The organism is Bacillus pumilus, assembly GCF_009937765.1.
Lineage (GTDB): Bacteria > Bacillota > Bacilli > Bacillales > Bacillaceae > Bacillus > Bacillus pumilus_O.
Genome location: NZ_CP047089.1, coordinates 931731 through 949257, shown reverse-complemented (window position 1 = coordinate 949257; position 17527 = coordinate 931731). Strand labels below are relative to the sequence as shown.

General features: G+C 37.9%; 22 protein-coding genes. 20 read left to right on the top strand and 2 right to left on the bottom strand.

The annotated features are described in order from the left end of the window. Positions 1-25 precede the first annotated feature (25 nt). On the bottom strand, positions 26-1117 hold the full coding sequence (locus GPS65_RS04725) for an LCP family protein (RefSeq protein WP_119125450.1): 1092 nt from the start codon (positions 1115-1117) through the stop codon (positions 26-28). Beyond that, positions 1102-1770 carry a YigZ family protein gene (locus GPS65_RS04720; RefSeq protein ID WP_012011434.1) on the bottom strand — a complete coding sequence of 223 codons (669 nt, stop codon included), beginning with the start codon at positions 1768-1770 and terminating at the stop codon, positions 1102-1104. The genes GPS65_RS04725 and GPS65_RS04720 overlap by 16 nt, the downstream gene beginning before the upstream one ends. Positions 1771-1991: 221 nt before the next feature. Between GPS65_RS04720 and degS the strand changes: the two genes are divergently transcribed. From degS to GPS65_RS04620, 20 genes are all read left to right on the top strand, one after another. Beyond that, positions 1992-3167, top strand: coding sequence for a two-component sensor histidine kinase DegS (gene degS / locus GPS65_RS04715; protein WP_003213166.1), 1176 nt, complete (start codon positions 1992-1994; stop codon positions 3165-3167). A gap of 64 nt (positions 3168-3231) precedes the next feature. Next, the gene (degU, locus tag GPS65_RS04710; RefSeq protein WP_008348273.1) at positions 3232-3921 is read left to right on the top strand and encodes a two-component system response regulator DegU; all 690 of its coding nucleotides are present in this window, start codon (positions 3232-3234) and stop codon (positions 3919-3921) included. Positions 3922-4138: 217 nt separating this feature from the next. Further along, a complete protein-coding gene (locus GPS65_RS04705; protein WP_012011433.1) occupies positions 4139-4981 on the top strand; it encodes a DegV family protein in 843 nt (280 codons plus the stop codon). 119 nt (positions 4982-5100) lie between these two features. Continuing rightward, positions 5101-6480, top strand: a complete 1380-nt coding sequence (locus GPS65_RS04700) for an ATP-dependent helicase ComFA (protein ID WP_012011432.1) — start codon at positions 5101-5103, stop codon at positions 6478-6480. Between the two features lie 66 nt (positions 6481-6546). Continuing rightward, positions 6547-6840, top strand: coding sequence for a late competence protein ComFB (gene comFB, locus GPS65_RS04695; protein ID WP_012011431.1), 294 nt, complete (start codon positions 6547-6549; stop codon positions 6838-6840). Beyond that, on the top strand, positions 6837-7472 hold the full coding sequence (locus GPS65_RS19260) for a ComFC family protein (protein WP_274379583.1): 636 nt from the start codon (positions 6837-6839) through the stop codon (positions 7470-7472). Before comFB ends, GPS65_RS19260 begins: the two co-directional genes overlap by 4 nt. Positions 7473-7578: 106 nt before the next feature. Next, positions 7579-7998, top strand: a complete 420-nt coding sequence (locus tag GPS65_RS04685; RefSeq protein ID WP_012011429.1) for a TIGR03826 family flagellar region protein — start codon at positions 7579-7581, stop codon at positions 7996-7998. Between the two features lie 79 nt (positions 7999-8077). Next, the gene (flgM, locus tag GPS65_RS04680) at positions 8078-8341 is read left to right on the top strand and encodes a flagellar biosynthesis anti-sigma factor FlgM (RefSeq protein WP_003213252.1); all 264 of its coding nucleotides are present in this window, start codon (positions 8078-8080) and stop codon (positions 8339-8341) included. A gap of 18 nt (positions 8342-8359) precedes the next feature. Continuing rightward, the gene (locus tag GPS65_RS04675; RefSeq protein WP_012011428.1) at positions 8360-8842 is read left to right on the top strand and encodes a flagellar protein FlgN; all 483 of its coding nucleotides are present in this window, start codon (positions 8360-8362) and stop codon (positions 8840-8842) included. Positions 8843-8857: 15 nt separating this feature from the next. Beyond that, positions 8858-10378, top strand: coding sequence for a flagellar hook-associated protein FlgK (gene flgK / locus GPS65_RS04670; RefSeq protein WP_012011427.1), 1521 nt, complete (start codon positions 8858-8860; stop codon positions 10376-10378). Between the two features lie 9 nt (positions 10379-10387). Then, complete coding sequence (gene flgL / locus GPS65_RS04665; RefSeq protein ID WP_012011426.1) at positions 10388-11299, top strand: flagellar hook-associated protein FlgL; 912 nt, start codon at positions 10388-10390, stop codon at positions 11297-11299. Positions 11300-11347: 48 nt separating this feature from the next. Continuing rightward, positions 11348-11926, top strand: a complete 579-nt coding sequence (locus GPS65_RS04660; protein WP_012011425.1) for a DUF6470 family protein — start codon at positions 11348-11350, stop codon at positions 11924-11926. A gap of 28 nt (positions 11927-11954) precedes the next feature. Further along, complete coding sequence (fliW, locus tag GPS65_RS04655; RefSeq protein WP_088004420.1) at positions 11955-12389, top strand: flagellar assembly protein FliW; 435 nt, start codon at positions 11955-11957, stop codon at positions 12387-12389. Continuing rightward, positions 12383-12607: a carbon storage regulator CsrA gene (csrA, locus tag GPS65_RS04650; protein WP_088004419.1), complete on the top strand. Its 225-nt coding sequence runs from the start codon at positions 12383-12385 to the stop codon at positions 12605-12607. The genes fliW and csrA overlap by 7 nt, the downstream gene beginning before the upstream one ends. A 161-nt stretch (positions 12608-12768) precedes the next feature. Beyond that, entirely contained in the window at positions 12769-13110 is a 342-nt protein-coding gene (flaG, locus tag GPS65_RS04645) for a flagellar protein FlaG (protein WP_012011422.1), read from the top strand. A gap of 20 nt (positions 13111-13130) precedes the next feature. Beyond that, positions 13131-14645, top strand: coding sequence for a flagellar hook-associated protein 2 (locus GPS65_RS04640; RefSeq protein WP_012011421.1), 1515 nt, complete (start codon positions 13131-13133; stop codon positions 14643-14645). Between the two features lie 17 nt (positions 14646-14662). Beyond that, entirely contained in the window at positions 14663-15067 is a 405-nt protein-coding gene (fliS, locus tag GPS65_RS04635) for a flagellar export chaperone FliS (protein ID WP_088004418.1), read from the top strand. Beyond that, positions 15064-15405: a flagella biosynthesis regulatory protein FliT gene (gene fliT / locus GPS65_RS04630; RefSeq protein WP_003212921.1), complete on the top strand. Its 342-nt coding sequence runs from the start codon at positions 15064-15066 to the stop codon at positions 15403-15405. Before fliS ends, fliT begins: the two co-directional genes overlap by 4 nt. A gap of 13 nt (positions 15406-15418) precedes the next feature. After that, entirely contained in the window at positions 15419-15799 is a 381-nt protein-coding gene (locus tag GPS65_RS04625; RefSeq protein WP_012011419.1) for a DUF8042 domain-containing protein, read from the top strand. A 32-nt stretch (positions 15800-15831) separates the two neighbouring features. Further along, positions 15832-17517 carry a methyl-accepting chemotaxis protein gene (locus tag GPS65_RS04620; RefSeq protein ID WP_012011418.1) on the top strand — a complete coding sequence of 562 codons (1686 nt, stop codon included), beginning with the start codon at positions 15832-15834 and terminating at the stop codon, positions 17515-17517. Positions 17518-17527 lie beyond the last annotated feature (10 nt).

Genomic DNA, 17527 nt, shown 5'->3' with positions numbered 1-17527 from the left:
GTTCCTAGGAACTGGGCTGTTTTTATTATTGGCCTGATGTGTTGGTCGAAGGGTTAGTTATATCACTTGACCCTGTTTCGCCAGAGGATGGATTCGTTTGTGAATCTGTTTCTGTCGAAGATTCAGTAGGAAGCTTTAAATGCGTCCTTAATTCATTTTGTACGTTGGCTAGATTGGTTTGATCTGGCTCAAAGTAATACGTTCGATTTGGTCCTAAATAAAGATCCGACCCTTTAATAGAAAGTGTTTCTGTGTCGTCTCCCTTAAACCCGCTGTAGATCTGCTGAAGGGCTAGACCTTCTGTGATACGGAAGTTGGTCGTAATATGATCACTGACTTCTTTCGCAATATTATCGACGTTCGCGATGTTATTCGCCTTCGACATTTGATCAATCATTGCACGTAAAATTTGTTTCTGACGATCATTACGTCCAAAATCACCGCGTGGATCTTGTTTTCTCATCCGTGCATAGGCAAGTGCTTCTTCCCCGTTTAAATGCATATTTCCTTTTTTGAAATAAATCTTTTTCGATTTTTTTACATCACTTTTTTCATTGAAGTCAAATGGAACATCGATATCAATTCCACCAACTTCATCAATGACATCCTTGAATCCGTCAAAATCAACGGTCGCATATTTATCAATCGGAATATTCAAGAATTGTTCGACAGTTTCGATCGTCTCGTCTTTACCGCCTTTAGCAAATGCCGCATTAATCTTGACTTTATTACCTGTCGTGTCACTTGCAAGCTGTACGCGTGTGTCACGAGGAATGCTAACCATTTTCATCGTTTTGTCTTGAGGATTAATGGTTGCGACAATAAGTGAATCTGAACGGCCATGATCACCATCTGTAGCATAATCCTCAATTCCGACAAATAGTACAGAGAAGGGTTTCTTTTTAATATCAATGACCGCATCACGAAGCTTCGATTTCTCGCCGCGATCTAGTTCATCATATGTTTTGTCAGCGGCTTGAAGTGTATTGACTATTTTATAGACTGCAAATCCACCCATACAGATGAAAAGAAGCAAAAATAAGACCAGGATACGTTTAAAAATTTTCTTCTTCTTACTCTTTTTCTTTCGTACACGCACTTTTACTCGTTGTGCCATTCATCTGTCTCCTTTATCGGACCAATGTCCTTTTCTAAATAAATCAGTTCGCCTTCTTTTGTAACACTCTTTCCATTTGTCAGCTCAGTCATCCATTCAATGAACTGCTCTGTTTGTGTTTCTTCTACATACGTCTCAAAAATAACATCTTCTGCATAATGAATTTCTTTTAGCTGAAAAGATGAGGCTCTAAGCTCATTCTCTACCTTTCCAAGCCATGTATAATCTATTGTTGTGTGCATCGTACGCATTAAACAGCGCTCTACCATCCCAACATGGTTGATGGCTTCTGATACAGATTTTCCGTAGGCACGAATCAATCCACCGGCGCCTAGCTTAATACCGCCGAAATAACGAGTGACTACTACAACTGTATCTTTCAGCTTCCGTTTTTTTAACACTTCAAGCATGGGCACACCCGCTGTACCACTTGGTTCACCATCATCATTCGCTTTTTGAATCAGGTCATGTTCTCCAATGAGATAGGCAGAACAATTATGTGTGGCATTCCAATGTTGTTTTTTAATGGATTGTATAAATGCTTGTGCTTCTTCTTCTGAGACAGCACGCTGTATATGACAAATAAAACGTGATTTTTCAATGACGATCTCATGCTCGCCACGACTTTTTACTGTAAGATAGCGATTCAGCAAAAGACATACCCTCCTGAAAAGCAAATTGTAAGAATAGAGAAAATTTGCATTGGTTTTAGAATTTTACAGCGTATTTTGTTATGATGATAGGGGTAGAAAAAGGGTCGTCAAAAAAACTTCATGATTTATACGCATTCTTTCATTATAATTCGACATAAAATGCAGATCAATGACATTTATAATAAAAAAAGATGACATCACTGTTACGGGAGGGAAAAGCCATGACAACACCTAAAATGGATCCGAAATTATTGGATTCAATCATCATGAAAATGCTAAGTACAGTTGATGGCAGCAAGGACGAAGTATTTAGGATAGGCGAACAGTCCCGTCAACAATATGAAAGCCTTGTAGAAGAGCTGAAGCAAATCAAGCAGCAAGTAAACGAAGTAATTGATTTTGGGGATAAACTAGAAGTCCATACGAGACATGCTAGAAATCGCTTATCTGAGGTCAGCAGAAACTTCAACAAATTTAGCGAAGAAGAAATACGCGAGGCCTACGAAAAAGCACATAATCTGCAAGTGGAACTCACCATGATCCAGCAGCGCGAAAAGCAGCTGAGAGAAAGAAGAGATGATCTAGAAAGACGATTGTTAAGCCTACAAGACGTCATTGAACGCTCTGAAACGCTTGTGAGCCAGATCACAGTTGTTCTTAACTATCTCAATCAGGACTTACGCCAAGTTGGCGTGTTACTTGAAGATGCTCAAGCAAAACAAGATTTTGGACTGAGAATTATTGAAGCCCAAGAAGAAGAACGTAAAAGGGTATCCCGTGAAATTCATGATGGTCCGGCCCAAATGCTGGCAAACGTGATGATGCGTTCCGAATTAATTGAACGGATTTTTAGAGACCGTGGAACAGAAGAAGGCTTTAAAGAAATTAGAAGTCTCAGACAGAATGTGCGAAATGCTCTGTACGAAGTGAGAAGAATCATTTATGATTTAAGACCAATGGCTTTAGATGATTTGGGTCTCATTCCGACGCTAAGAAAATATTTAAACACAATCGAAGAGTATGATGGAAAAACCAAGATTACGTTCCAATGCCTAGGAGATACAGAAAGCGAAAGAATTGCTTCTCAATTTGAAGTGGCACTGTTTAGACTAGCCCAAGAAGCTGTCACAAATTCACTAAAGCATTCCGAAGCTGAAGAAATCTCTGTGAAAGTAGAAGTGACGAAAGACTTTGTCACGTTAATTATCAAAGATGATGGAAAAGGTTTTGATATGAAAGATGTGAAAACAAATAAAAATAAATCCTTCGGTTTACTTGGCATGAAAGAACGCGTAGACTTACTGGAAGGTAAAATGACCATTGACTCAAAAATAGGTCTAGGGACATTCATCATGATTCGCGTGCCATTAACATTGCAAAATAAAATTGTAAAATAGAGACAAAAGACATATTGACCATAAAGTTCAGGTGTAGAACAATAAACATGGGGAGGCGTAGCTTGTGACTAAAGTAAATATTGTAATTATTGATGATCACCAATTATTCCGTGAAGGTGTCAAACGGATTTTAGATTTTGAACCTACTTTTGAAGTAGTTGCAGAAGGAGACGACGGTGACGAAGCTGCACGTATCGTAGAACACTATCATCCAGATGTTGTCATTATGGACATTAATATGCCGAATGTTAATGGTGTAGAGGCTACAAAGCAGCTAGTTGAGCTTTATCCCGAATCAAAAGTCATTATTCTATCTATTCATGACGACGAAAACTATGTGACACATGCATTGAAAACAGGAGCAAGAGGCTATCTGTTAAAAGAAATGGATGCAGACACGCTCATTGAAGCAGTGAAAGTCGTAGCTGACGGAGGATCTTATTTACATCCGAAAGTTACTCATAACTTAGTAAATGAATTCCGACGCCTAGCGACTAGTGGCGTTTCAGCACATCCGCAGCATGAAGTATATCCTGAAATTCGCAGACCACTTCATATCTTAACGAGACGTGAGTGCGAAGTACTTCAAATGTTAGCTGACGGAAAGAGCAATAGAGGAATTGGTGAGTCGCTCTTTATTAGTGAGAAGACAGTCAAAAACCACGTGAGTAACATTTTACAAAAAATGAATGTAAACGACCGTACACAAGCTGTTGTTGTAGCAATTAAGAACGGCTGGGTAGAAATGAGATAATGTTCCGGACAAGTACTCCTTTTTCGCCTGTTCTTGGTTTTCTCACATGTTAATTGGAGAGAAATGATAGGTAGATAAGGAGTATTTTTCGGATATAACGGGCTTGCCTATTGATTAGGCAGGCTTTTTTGATTACTATTATAAATCTAATGAAACACAATGATCATTCTTTGAAAATAAAAAAGAGCAACTTAACGGATAAGGAAGGTATTTAAGAATGAAAATAGCCGTTGTAACAGACAGTACTGCTTATATACCACAAGAGCTACGTGATAAACATCATATTCATATGATCCCTCTTAATGTCATTTTTGGCAACGAATCATACCGTGAAGAAATAGAAATGGATTGGAAGATTTATTATGAAGAAGTCAAAAAGCATAAAGAACTTCCAACCACCTCTCAGCCTGCTTTCGGTGAACTAATAGAATTATATGAAAAGCTAAGTGAAACATATGATGCCGTGATTAGTATTCACCTTTCTAGCGGAATTAGTGGAACATATAATAGTGCAGCCTCAGCAAATGACCTAGTTGACGGAATTGACATTTATCCGTTTGATACAGAAACTAGCTGTATGGCGCAAGGTTTTTATGTGATAGAAGCTGCTGAAAAAATTCAAGCTGGTGCTTCTCCACAAGAAGTGTTAGCCCATCTCAACTACCTGAAAGAGAATCAGAAAGCTTATTTTATGGTAGACGATTTAACTCATTTACAAAGAGGCGGAAGATTAAATGGTGCTCAGGCTTTCATTGGGAGCCTCTTAAAGGTAAAGCCTATACTGCATTTTGACAACAAGCTAATTGTCCCTTTTGAGAAGATTCGCACACGTAAAAAAGCTATTTCACGTATGTTTGAATTATTTGACGAAGATGCATCTCGTGGTGTCCCGATGAGAGCAACACTGATACATGGTAATAGAGAAGAAGAAGTAGACGAATTAATTGCGCACTTATCAGAAAAATATCCTCATGTTGAATTTTATAAAAGCTATTTTGGTGCCGTAATTGGCACTCATCTAGGCGAAGGCTCTTTAGCTCTTGGCTGGGTGATTAGATAAATCTTAAAAATCTCTTTTCTCTTAGAAAAGGGGTTTTATTTTTCTTTTTTAGCTGTTGGACGAAAGGTTATAGCTTTGCGCATAATAGGCAAACATCAATTGAAAGGTGTTTGTTGAAATTGAACATGGACAAAGCAATGAAACTCGGGGAGCAACTGCAGTCACGCCACCTGCTTACCGCTGAAACAAGATGCTTACAGTCTGAGTTAGATTGGCTGGAGGAGAAAGGGTTAGTTATCCGAAGGACTGCTATTGAGAGGAAAGCAAATGGTCTTATTTGTTGCAGATGTGGTGTTTCAAAAAATCAATACTTTGCCCACTCTCCATGTGACAAGTGTCAAAAAGATTGTGTGTACTGTAGATCATGCATCATGATGGGGAAAACATCGGAATGTGAATTTCTATATGAATGGACGGGTCCACCCATAGAAGGAACCGCTCACACGGAATTAACATGGCGGGGAAACCTGTCTAAAGGACAAAAAAGAGCATCAGAAAAATTGATCGAAGCGATAAAACACAAATCTGATTTACTTATCTGGGCAGTTTGCGGGGCAGGGAAAACAGAAGTTCTTTTTCACGGAATAGAATATGCCTTACATCAAGGAATGAGGGTATGCATTGCGACACCTAGAACTGATGTGGTCCTTGAACTAGAGCCTCGGCTTAAAAAAGCATTTCACGGACTGAAAATAGCTGCTCTTTATGGAGGAAGTCTTCAAAGGTTCCAAATAGCACCGCTAGTAATCGCTACAACTCATCAGTTGATGAGATATAAACATGCATTTGATGTGCTCGTTATAGATGAAGTTGATGCCTTTCCTTATTCAATGGATGAACGACTCCACTTTGCTGTTTTAAAGGCAATGAGAAAAAAAGGTGTTAGGGTTTATTTAAGTGCGACGCCATCTAAGAAAATGATAAGAGATGTATCTCGTGGACAACTAGAAGCCATAAAAATTCCTCTTCGCTTTCACCAACAACTTTTACCTGTCCCATCCTTTCAATGGATTGGACACTGGAAGAAGAAATTAAAAAAGAACCAGCTTCCACCTATAGTAATGAATTGGATGCAGAACCATATTGCAAAGAAGAGAAGGGTTTTACTTTTTGTTCCTTCTATTTCTACTATGAAGAAGGTAACGAAGGTTCTTAGAAAACACCACTTAAATGTAGAAGGGGTGTCTGCTGATGATCCAGATAGGAAACAAAAGGTCCAGCAATTCAGAGATGACAAATACGATGTATTAGTTACAACCACAATTCTTGAAAGAGGCGTAACCATTCCAAATGTGCAAGTGGGGGTGCTAGGTGCAGAATCTACTATCTTTACAGAAAGTGCACTTGTTCAGATTTCTGGTAGAGCAGGTAGACATCCCGATTTTTTTAAAGGAGATGTTTTCTTTTTTCATTTTGGTTTAACGAGAAGTATGAAACAAGCAAAGAATCATATTGTAAAAATGAATGATACAGCTGAAAAAGAGTTCTCAGAAAAATAATGTAGGTGCAACTAAATTTCATGGTACATTTATATTCACAATACACAAATGGCAGGAGAGACAAATATGCTACTCAATGCAAAAGAAACACTACTCAAGGAAATCCTCTATCAATATCTAAACCAATTAAACATGATTTGTCACTGTGAAAAGTGTATAGAAGATGTATTAGCGATCTCACTGAATCAAGTGAAGCCTCAGTATATAACAGATATCAATAAAATATCTTACAGTAAATCTGAGATGGTGGACAAACAGAAGAATACAGCCATGCTGGTCATTCTCACAGAAGCCGCTTCAAAGGTCTCCGCATTTCCACGGTGCGAAAACCGTCTGCCGATAAATAAGGATAACAATTGATCTGCCTGATTTGTGAGGGACATGTTGTCACTCCTTTTACATGGAAATCATTACTTCTATTAAATGATGATCGTCTATGTATAGCATGTAAGCATCACTTAGAAAAAATTAAACGTCCGATTTGTCCAGCTTGTGGGAGAGCGCAGTCGAATGATCAATTATGTCAAGACTGTTCCTGGTGGAAAGAACGCCCTGATTCTACTACAGTACTTGTGAAAAATAGGTCTGTCTATGCTTACAACGATTTGATGAAAGATGTCCTTTCCCGCTTTAAATTCCGAGGTGATACAGCTTTAGCTGAGCTTTTTAAACAAGATGCCCAAGCAGTATTTAAGCGCTCCTTTTCAATGAAAGAACCTGTGCTCATCCCAATTCCTTTAAGTAAAGAAAGACAAAAGGAAAGAGGGTTTAATCAGTCCGTCATACTTGCTTCCTTGATTGGTCAGCCGATCCTTCAGCCGCTTATGAAAATACACCAAAGCAAACAGTCCAAGAAAAAGAAAAATGAACGTTTAGATCAAAAAGGAATGTTTCAAATCAAGCAGACAGATGCGATCATTCAAAGGGATATTATCTTGATTGACGACATTTATACAACGGGGGTACTATTTATGATGCTGCGAGAATTTTAAAAGAAGCGGGTGCCAAAAGTGTTTCCTCTTTTACGTTAATCCGTAGTTAAAATTCAGGATAATTAACCGATAATAAGAAGAGAATATAACGTAAGGGGTTTTGGTTATGAATCAATTGGCAAACTGCCCACAATGTAATCAGCTGTTTTTAAAAACGACCATCCAAACGGTTTGTAACAAATGCTTCGAAGAAGAAGAACGTTCTTTTGATATCGTTTATAAATTTTTGCGAAAGCAAAGTAATAGACAATCAACTATTGCTGAAATAGTAGATGCAACAGAAGTTGATGAAGAATTAATCTTGAAATTTATCCGCTTGAAAAGACTTCAAATTAGCCAATTTCCGAATATCAACTATCCTTGTGAAAGATGTGGCCAACCGATCAGGAAAAACAAGCTGTGCAGCCAATGTGAACAGGACATTCAGTCGCAAATAAGTCAAATGAACCAAGAAGAAGAGCGTAAAAGGGAGATTGAATCTAGGAAAAAAGACACCTATTATGCCATTAATCCTAAAAACGATTGATTCCCTAAACTAAGTTGCAGTTTGGTCGATAAAATGGATAGAATCAAGACAGACTGTAACGGAAAGCGAGAGGAATCCCGTGAAAATTAATCGATATGGAACACAACCAGTAAATCCTTACAAGAAAACATATGAGAAACAAACGTTGCAATCAAATCAAGCAAAATCAACTGATAAAGTCGAAATTTCTAAAAAGGCAATCGAAATGCAAAAGGTGCCGAATATCATGAAAGAACGCCAAGATAAAATAGATCAAATTAAAAAAAGCATTGAAGCCGGAACATATCAAGTAGATACAAAAGGTATTGCTGATAAAATGCTCAATTTTTATAAACAACAATAACAAAAGGGAGTAGCGTGAATGTCAGTTAAAATAATCATTGAAGAGCTGCATCGTCTCTATGGATTGCATGAACAGCTTTTGAAGCTGTCAAAGGATAAAACAGAAATGCTGAAAAGCAATGAGATTGATGCTCTTTCAGAGGTTTTGAATTTAGAACAAAAATATATTCAGGCCATTTCTCAATTAGAAGAAAAACGAATTGAAGCGACAGTTCAATTTTTACAAAATGATGAAACACCAACTATCACCGCGTGTATCGAAAAGGCTGAAGGTTCGGATCAAGAAGAGCTCATTTCGTTATATGACAAATTAAATGACATCATGGTGGAACTGAAAGATGTAAATGAACTGAACAAACAGCTCATTCAGCAATCGCTTCAATTTATTTCACTGACATTCGATCTCGTTAACCCTAATAAAGAAAATATGAATTACGGACAAAATGGTCTTGAGAGTTCAAAGCCTAAACAGCAGAGGGCTTTGTTTGATTCAAAGGCGTAAACAAGGAGGATACCAATGGGTTCTACATTCATGGGTCTAGAAACGGCAAAAAGAGGAATTACAGCCCAGCGCGCAGGGCTTTATGTCACATCAAACAACGTCTCCAATGCAAATACAGATGGCTACTCAAGACAAAGAGTTACCTTTAAAGCAGAGAATCCTTATCCAGTCATTTCAGTTTATGATGGAAAGACGTATGGCCAAATGGGGACAGGAGTTCAAGTTGGAACCGTTGAAAGAATTCGAGACAGCTTTTTAGATCTGCAATTTAGAGATCATAACAATAATTTGTCTTACTACTCAGCAAAATCTGACGCCCTTTCGCAAATGGAGGGAGTTATGAATGATTTGACGGATGAAGGCTTAAACAGAGCCTTTGATAACCTTTGGAAATCATTACAGGTCCTATCCGAAACAAAAAATGCCGACACCGCTTCTGCGCGTACAGTTGTTAAAACAAGTGCACAGGCTTTAGTAGATCAATTCCGTCTACTTAATTCTTCTTTAACAACGATACAAAAGAATTTAAAAACAGAACTCGATTCAACAGCTAAAAATGTGAACACGATTTTATCTCAAATAGATGAAGTGAATAAACAGATTGCAGCAGTTGAGCCAAACGGATATCTTCCAAATGATCTTTATGATACCCGTGATGCGTTAGTAGATCAATTATCTTCATTTGTTGATATTAAAGTGAGCTACAATCCATCTGGCGGGAATGCACTCAAAATTGCTGAAGGAACTGTCAACATCGATATTATTGGTGCAAATGGACAATCTGCTGGAACGATTTTGAATGGAATTACGAACGAAAAATCTGAACTGCAAATCTCCTATGATAATACAACGGGACTTGTTAACTCACTTCAATTCGGAACAACAACCATTGCAGCAGATCAGCTTCAAGTGAATGGTAAAGTAAAAGCACTTGTTGAGGCTTATGGCTACATGTCAAATGGTACTGAAAAAGGTATGTATCCAGAAATGCTTGCAGAGCTGGATGAAGTAGCACAAGTATTTATGGATACATTTAACGATGTGCATAAGCAGGGGTACACGTTAAATGGCACAAGCGGACAAGACTTTTTTGATATTGAGAATAACAATGAATTAAATAAAGGATTAGCTGCTCGTATTAAAGTGAGTGATGTCATTTTAGCATCAACAGATAATATCGCAGCATCTCTCAATCAAACGCAAGGTGACGGTTCGAATGCTACGAAATTAGCAAATATACAAGACCTGAAGTTACCAATCGGTGGCAATACAACAACGATCCAGGATTACTACCAAAATGTCATTGCTGAGATGGGGATTCAAGGGAAAAAGAACATGACGCTAGAAAGCAGTTCAGCTGCTCTTGTCAATTCAGCCAATGAACGTAGAATGTCGACGAGTGCTGTTTCCATTGATGAAGAAATGACGAATATGATCCAATTTCAGCATGCATATAATGCAGCTGCGAGAGTTGTGACATTACAAGATGAAATATTGGATAAAGTAATAAACGGCATGGGTGTCGTAGGAAGGTAGGTATAACTGATGCGAGTCACACAAGGTATGATTTCTCAAAACTCACTTCGTAATATTAGTAAAAGTTATGAAAAACTTTCTAAAATAAATGAGCAGGCACAAACAGGGAGACGTTTCACAAAAACGTCTGATGATCCTGTTGCAGCAGTAAAAAGCCTTCAATATAGTACTGCCATGTTTCGAAATGAACAATATCAGAATAACTTAAATGAAGCACAAAACTGGATTGATACATCTGAAACAAGTGTCACTGAAATCATTGATATTATGTCAAATGTTCGAGATAAAGTGCTTGATGCAGCTAATGGTACAAAGCAGCCAGAAGATTTAGCAGCTATCGGAGTGGAAATTGGTCAGATGAAGAAACAAATCATTGATGCGATGAACACTCAGATGTTAGGTAAGTTCGTATTTAATGGAACAAATACAAATGTTAAACCAGTTGTCGAAAACGCAGATGGTACGTTTACGTTTAACTTTGAAAACTATACAGATGCAAATTCCGTTAAGTCGAACATTTCAGATGGTATCACTTTAAATGTGAACTCAAATCCAATTTCAGCGTTTGGTGGACAGTCTGCCAGCGGCCAAAATGTCATTGAAATGCTGACGGATTTAGAAAACTCATTGAAAAATGGAACGTTCGCAAATTCTGATGATGCGTTAGGAAGCATCGATCAGTTTAAAGAAGTGATGAGTGCTGAGCGCTCGGACTTAGGAGCGCGTTCAAATCGTGTTGACTTAGTAGGCAGCCGTTTGACTTCACAATTCCAAGTGCTCAAAGATGCTAAGTCTAATAATGAAGATGTTGAAAGTGAAAAAGCAATTCTTGATCTTCTTCAACAAGAAACTGTGAATAGAGCAGCTTTAGCAACGACGGCTAAAGTCATTCAGCCATCCCTTGTCGATTTCTTAAGATAATAAAAAGCATCCGTTGGGTGCTTTTTTGCATCATGGAGGTGTACCTAAATGCAAATCCCTAGATTGTTAATGCAACAAACCTATGCAAAGCTGCAAATGTCGACAACTCCATCTCGTCAAGAAGTAGAGCAGCCTAGAGCGGACCTTGAAATTCAGCAGCCCAAAGCTGTTATGAATATCAAAAGGACACCGTCAAAATTAACTATAGACCAAACCGAGGCATTTGCCGATATGGATATCAAGTCAATTTTTAGGCGTTCAGAAGAATGGGCAGCCGAGGGGAAACGTGCTGTTGGAGAGGGAATGGGCAGAAGGGCAGAAGAAGGTAGTGAACTCATCAAGATCGAGAATGGTGGGAATGCAATTGCCGAGTTTGCCAAAATCAATGGTGCTCCTCCAGCCAAACAATTCACCATTGGTGTGATCCCTTCATTCTTTAGTGTGAAAATTCACTATCAGCCATCTGAGCTTCAAATTGATGTGGAGCCTCAAAAAGCTATAATAGAGGCAACGCCTCATAAACCAATCGTTAACTACCAGCCAGGTAAGGTCAATATTGATATGTTACAATACCCAGATTTAAAAATAGAAGTTGACGAAACGGGCCAAAATGGTGATAAGGTATAGTTAAGAAAAATGAAAAAGGTCGTGAATTATGATCATTCAAACAAAATACCATGGTGAAGTGAAAATCAAAGAGGAGCAAATGATCAACTTCTCTAATGGAATACCAGGATTTCTGGATCAAAAACAGTTTGTCATTTTACCTTTATCAGAAGAGTCACCATTTTTAGTTCTTCAATCATTGAAAAACGCAGAGTTAGGCTTTATTGTCAGCAGTCCGTTTTTATTCTTCAACCAATATGAATTCGATCTAGACGAGTCGGTCGTAGAGATTTTGGAAGTAGAAGATGCGAATGATGTGGAAGTTATGGTGATCTTAACAATGGAATCATCTATTGAAAAAACGACAGCCAATTTAAGAGCGCCTATTATCGTGAACCGGAAAAACATGAAAGCCAAACAGGTGATTTTGCATGATTCAGCTTATCATACAAAACATTTGTTAGAGGTGGCATCCTCATGTTAGTTCTCTCGCGTAAATTAAACCAGTCGATTCAAATTGGCGATGATATTGAAGTCAAGATTATTTCAATCGAAGGCGATCAAGTGAAAATCGGGATTGAAGCTCCTAAGTACATTGATATTCACAGGAAAGAAGTGTACCTGTCTATTCAAGAAGAGAACAATCGTGCTGCGAGTTTATCCGTAGATCTCCTCTCTCAATTATCCTCACAAAAAAAGTGAGGATTTTTTTATCTGATTCAGCTGTCCTTCTCCGTGTGAAAGCGTTTTGATATGGGTGTTTAAGATCTATATGAAACTTTAACAAATCTGTCCATCTATATTTAATTTGAAAATTCCAAGCCGATATAAAAGATAGATTAAAGCACAGGAGCTGAATAACTATGTCTGTTGGTAAGTTGACGTCGCTAGAGCCAATTATCGATGCATTTCAAACCCGTGTTTCTAATAACCAGAATGACAATGTAAACCCTGACTCACAAGCAAATGGCAAGGTCGTTTCAAAAGAAGAAATTGAAAAAACGCTTCATGGAGCAAACAAACTGATTGAACCCACTCAATTTCATCTGCAATTTGAATTACATGAAAAACTCAATGAATATTATGTCAAAGTCGTAGATAACCAAACAGAAGAAGTCATTAGAGAGATTCCTTCCAAGGAATGGCTTGATTTCTATGCGGCAATGACAGAGATAGTCGGTTTATTTGTAGATAAAAGGATGTAAATGAAGGGAGAACATAAACAATGGTTAACCGAATTACTGGATTTTCAAATGTCTTTGACATTGACGAAATCGTATCAAAACTCATGAAAACAGAACAAGCACCACTTGATAAAATGACACGCCAAAAACAAACACTTGAATGGCAAAGAGACAGCTATCGTGAGGTTACCTCAAAAGTCAAAGAATTAGATGATTTAATTTACAAATTAGAATTAGGTCGTCCAAGCACATATGGCGCCAAAAAAGTGACAAGCTCAAATGAATCTGCAGTCACAGCAACTGGATCAACAAATGCTGCCTCCGGTTCAATCAATGTTACCCAACTAGCGACAGCTTCTGTCTTCAAATCGTCTGGTACTTCTGGTTTTACACCTGCAAATGGCACTTTTACATTCGAGGTGACAACACCAGATTCGACGAAACCGAAAACGGTGACAATCAATACTGCTGATACCGATACCATTGATGACATCGTGAAAAAGCTGAACAACTCACAATTAGGTGTGACAGCTTACAAAGGACAAATCTTTGACGGATCTAACTATGTCGATACGGTCGCTCTCACTTCACGGACAACAGGTGAAGGTGTCAGCATTAAAGCAACTGATGGTAATTCAGCTTCATTCTTTACTCAATTAGGCTTCCAAGTGGATGGAGATAACAAATTAGTTGCGACCACTCAAGGGCAAAAAGCACAATACGAGATTAATGGTCTGAAAATGGAAAATAACAATAATACATTTGAGCAAGCTGGTATTACGTACGAACTTAAAGGGACAACCGATAAGCCTGTCAGTTTAAACGTTTCAACAGATGTCGATACAATCTTTGATAAAATTAAACAATTTGTTGATAAATACAATGAGCTTGTTGAGCAGGTCAATGGCAAAGTTAATGAAAAAAGAAATAGAGACTATCATCCTTTAACAGCAGAAGAGAAAAAAGCAATGTCTGACAAAGAAGTGGAGCTATGGGAAACGACAGCGAAGTCTGGCTTACTGAGAAGTGATTCCATTTTACGAGGTGGTGCCTCTAAAATAAGAAGTGATTTTTATGCTGAGATTACAACAAGTGATGCAAATAAAATTCATATCACACAAATCGGAATTACCACTTCAAATAAATATAAAGATGGCGGTAAGCTTGAAATTGATGAAGAAAAATTAAGAAAAGCCATTGAAGCAGACCCGCAGAATGTCAGTCAAATGTTTATCTCGGGTAAATTAAATGTCGATTCAAAAGATAAAGACAAAGCGCAGCAGCAATATAATGAACAAGGAATTATTTATCGTGTTCAAAATTCCTTAACAGCCTTTACGAAAAGTATTCAAAAAAAGGCTGGAAGCACGACAATGCAATTAAAGGAATACGTACTTGGTAAGGACCTTGATTCTTTAACAAAAAGAATGGATACATTTCAAGATCGTTTGAAAATGGTGGAAACCCGCTATTACAAAAAGTTTAGCGCCATGGATAGCGCGATTCAAAAGCTAAACAACCAATCTGGCTATCTTTCTCAACTGCTTGGACAATAATTGGAGGTTTATAACATATGGCAATTCAGAACCCTTATGCCGCCTATCAGAAAAATTCTATTGAGACTGCAACACCTGCTGAGTTGACGCTTATGCTTTATGAAGGCTGCTTAAAGTTCATAAGACTCGCGAAGTATGCCATTCAAAAAGAGGATGCAGAAACGAGAAATGTGAACCTGAAAAAGGCTCAAAACATCATTCAAGAATTAAATGTCACCTTAAATCGTTCTTATGACGTATCAAAGAGTATGGCAAGTATGTATGATTACATTTATCGCAGACTGATTGAAGCTAATCTTCAAAATGACGAAGAGATGTTGAATGAAGTAGAGCAATACGTAACGGATTTTCGTGATGCGTGGAAGGAAGTTATTCAAAACGATCGAAAAGGGCGCCACCACTCTATCGGGGGATCTCTATGAGTATTGTGGACCAGCTGCATGACCAAACATTAAAAATGGCAGCCGAAATAACGGCAAATCCGCAAAGTGATACCTTGGTTGAAGACTTTGATGCCTTTTTAATTGAGAGAGACGAATTAATGAGAGATATTCAGCATGAGCTGACCGATCAAGAAAAAGAAAAAATCAAAGAAATTATCCAAACGGATCAACAGATGGCGAAGCAATTAACGGTGATCCAAAATGGGATCAAAGCAGATATTCAAGCCATTCAAAAAAAGAAAACGAAACAGCTGAATTATCAAAATCCATACCAGCCTATGACGAGTGACGGCGTATATTACGATAAACGGAAATAATTAGGTGAGACCTGTGGCGTATCGTTCAGATGACTATATTTTATTAACCACATATTATGAACTTCTATTTACGATAGAAGAGAGTCTAAAATATTTAGATGAAATTGAGAAGGATTTTGCTAAAACTGAAGGGGATCGGATCTTTAATGATCTGATCCATGCCTTCTTTCATTTAGACACAACACATCCCCTTCTGCTTTCAATTATAGAAAATGAGCACTTTGCCAAAACGATTCGTTCATTTGATCAAATTTTTTTAAGTTTTGATATACTAGCTTTCTATACATTCCCTTCAATACACTTCCAATCATTCCTTAAATCATATTTTATACCTGAATATAGAAAGTGGATGGATGAAATACATGCCTGTATGAGGCCGTATGTCATTCATTAATTTTTGTTCAATTCAGACTGTCGGAGGAAATTATGAGACTAAAAAATCAATTTTTGTTAGGGCTTATTGTCATATGTGTATTGTTTGTCAGTATTTTAGGTTTCTCGAGCTTTATTTATTACCAAACAGATCAATCCTATAAGACGCTTCTTAGCAAAGAAGTAAAGCTTTATCAAACCTCATTAGAATTAGAGGCACTTTTGCAAAAACAGGAAGCACAAATTAAAACTTATGTTGTCATGAGAGACAGGGAAATATCGCAAAAAATTGAAGAAACCTATGTTGATATCAATAAAACAACAGGGGATGCTTTAAAACTTAGTACAGTCAAAAAGGCAAAACAATTATTAACAAAAATATCTCAAAAGAATGAACTCTACTATGAATCCACAAAAAGGTTATTTATCTCATTAAATACTAATAATCAAAAAGAATTCAACACACGCCTCAATCAAGAATTACAACCTATCGAACAAGAAATACATACCTTTACAAAAGAATTTGCTCAAACGCAGTTGAAGCAACGGGACCAAAAAATCAAACAGCTCAACCAAGACAGTAATCAATTACTATTCACTCTCATTCTAGTTAGTGGAGTCATTATTGTTGGCTTTTTGTTGATTGGGACAAGATTCGTTTATCGTATGACAAAGCCAATTGTGTCTGTCACAAATGCTGCGAGAAGGATGGCAGATGGTGACCTTACACTTGAAGAGATTGAAGTGACCTCTAAAAATGAGATTGGTCAACTTGGTACCGCTTTTAATCAAATGACAAAGCATTTGCGTCAGCTCATTTTACAGGTACAACATGGATCAAGACAATTAGCTGATTCTGCTGCCCAGTTTGAGGAAACGATTCATCAAACCATATCAGCTAGCGAGCAGACATCTAGTTCGATTGAACAGGTCAGCGAAGCTTCACGTGAACAATCAGACGCGGTCGGAAAAGTAGCTTCTGCGATTCAAGAAGTCTCTACTGGTATGCAAAATGCAGCTGAACACACATCCGATGTTTCGGGTCACTCAATTTCAGTGACTGAAAAGGCTGAAAAGGGTGCAGCACTTATTCAACAATTCGTAAAGCAAATGAGCTCTATCAAAGCGTCTGTGAACGAGCACCATTCTACAATGGCTCATGTACAAGCCCAGTTTACTGGCATTGAAGATTTGTTAGGTCATATTCATGCTATTGCTGATCAAACGAATTTGCTTGCTTTAAATGCTGCTATTGAAGCGGCAAGAGCGGGAGAACATGGGAGAGGGTTTGCGGTAGTAGCAGATGAAGTGAGAAAACTGGCGGAAGAATCTAGTCAGCTAACAGATCAAATTAGTCAATTGCTCGCGAACGTGAACAAAGATACTGAAAAATCATCACATTCGATGACAAAGGTTGAGCAGGATGTAGCAGAAGGTGTGAAAGTATCGCAATTGTCAGAACAGAGTTTTCATGAAATCCTAGAATCTATTCGTGATATTTCGATGAAAGCAGAGGAACTTTCAGCCACTGCAGAGGAGATTTCAGCTAGTACAGAGGAAATATCTCAGACGGTTGGGGTCATTGAAGAAGGAGCCAAACGCAATTCAGAAGAGACGGAGTACATGTCTGCGGCTGTTGAAGAGTCATTGGCAGCAAATGAAGAAATGAAAGCAGCAGCGGAAGACCTAAAAACTTTATCTCAATCGCTGAAAACATCAATATCAACTTTCACCATTTAAATGTGCGCTG

Excerpts from the sequence above, each read along its gene's own strand:
- degS (WP_003213166.1), top strand. The coding sequence starts at position 1,992 with ATGACAACACCTAAAATGGATCCGAAATTATTGGATTCAATCATCATG.
- GPS65_RS04705 (WP_012011433.1), top strand. The coding sequence starts at position 4,139 with ATGAAAATAGCCGTTGTAACAGACAGTACTGCTTATATACCACAAGAG.
- flgL (WP_012011426.1), top strand. The coding sequence starts at position 10,388 with ATGCGAGTCACACAAGGTATGATTTCTCAAAACTCACTTCGTAATATT.
- flgK (WP_012011427.1), top strand. The coding sequence starts at position 8,858 with ATGGGTTCTACATTCATGGGTCTAGAAACGGCAAAAAGAGGAATTACA.
- fliS (WP_088004418.1), top strand. The coding sequence starts at position 14,663 with ATGGCAATTCAGAACCCTTATGCCGCCTATCAGAAAAATTCTATTGAG.
- GPS65_RS04640 (WP_012011421.1), top strand. The coding sequence starts at position 13,131 with ATGGTTAACCGAATTACTGGATTTTCAAATGTCTTTGACATTGACGAA.
- fliW (WP_088004420.1), top strand. The coding sequence starts at position 11,955 with ATGATCATTCAAACAAAATACCATGGTGAAGTGAAAATCAAAGAGGAG.
- GPS65_RS04675 (WP_012011428.1), top strand. The coding sequence starts at position 8,360 with ATGTCAGTTAAAATAATCATTGAAGAGCTGCATCGTCTCTATGGATTG.
- comFB (WP_012011431.1), top strand. The coding sequence starts at position 6,547 with ATGCTACTCAATGCAAAAGAAACACTACTCAAGGAAATCCTCTATCAA.
- GPS65_RS04685 (WP_012011429.1), top strand. The coding sequence starts at position 7,579 with ATGAATCAATTGGCAAACTGCCCACAATGTAATCAGCTGTTTTTAAAA.
- csrA (WP_088004419.1), top strand. The coding sequence starts at position 12,383 with ATGTTAGTTCTCTCGCGTAAATTAAACCAGTCGATTCAAATTGGCGAT.
- GPS65_RS04660 (WP_012011425.1), top strand. The coding sequence starts at position 11,348 with ATGCAAATCCCTAGATTGTTAATGCAACAAACCTATGCAAAGCTGCAA.
- GPS65_RS04620 (WP_012011418.1), top strand. The coding sequence starts at position 15,832 with ATGAGACTAAAAAATCAATTTTTGTTAGGGCTTATTGTCATATGTGTA.
- fliT (WP_003212921.1), top strand. The coding sequence starts at position 15,064 with ATGAGTATTGTGGACCAGCTGCATGACCAAACATTAAAAATGGCAGCC.
- flaG (WP_012011422.1), top strand. The coding sequence starts at position 12,769 with ATGTCTGTTGGTAAGTTGACGTCGCTAGAGCCAATTATCGATGCATTT.
- GPS65_RS04725 (WP_119125450.1), bottom strand. The coding sequence starts at position 1,117 with ATGGCACAACGAGTAAAAGTGCGTGTACGAAAGAAAAAGAGTAAGAAG.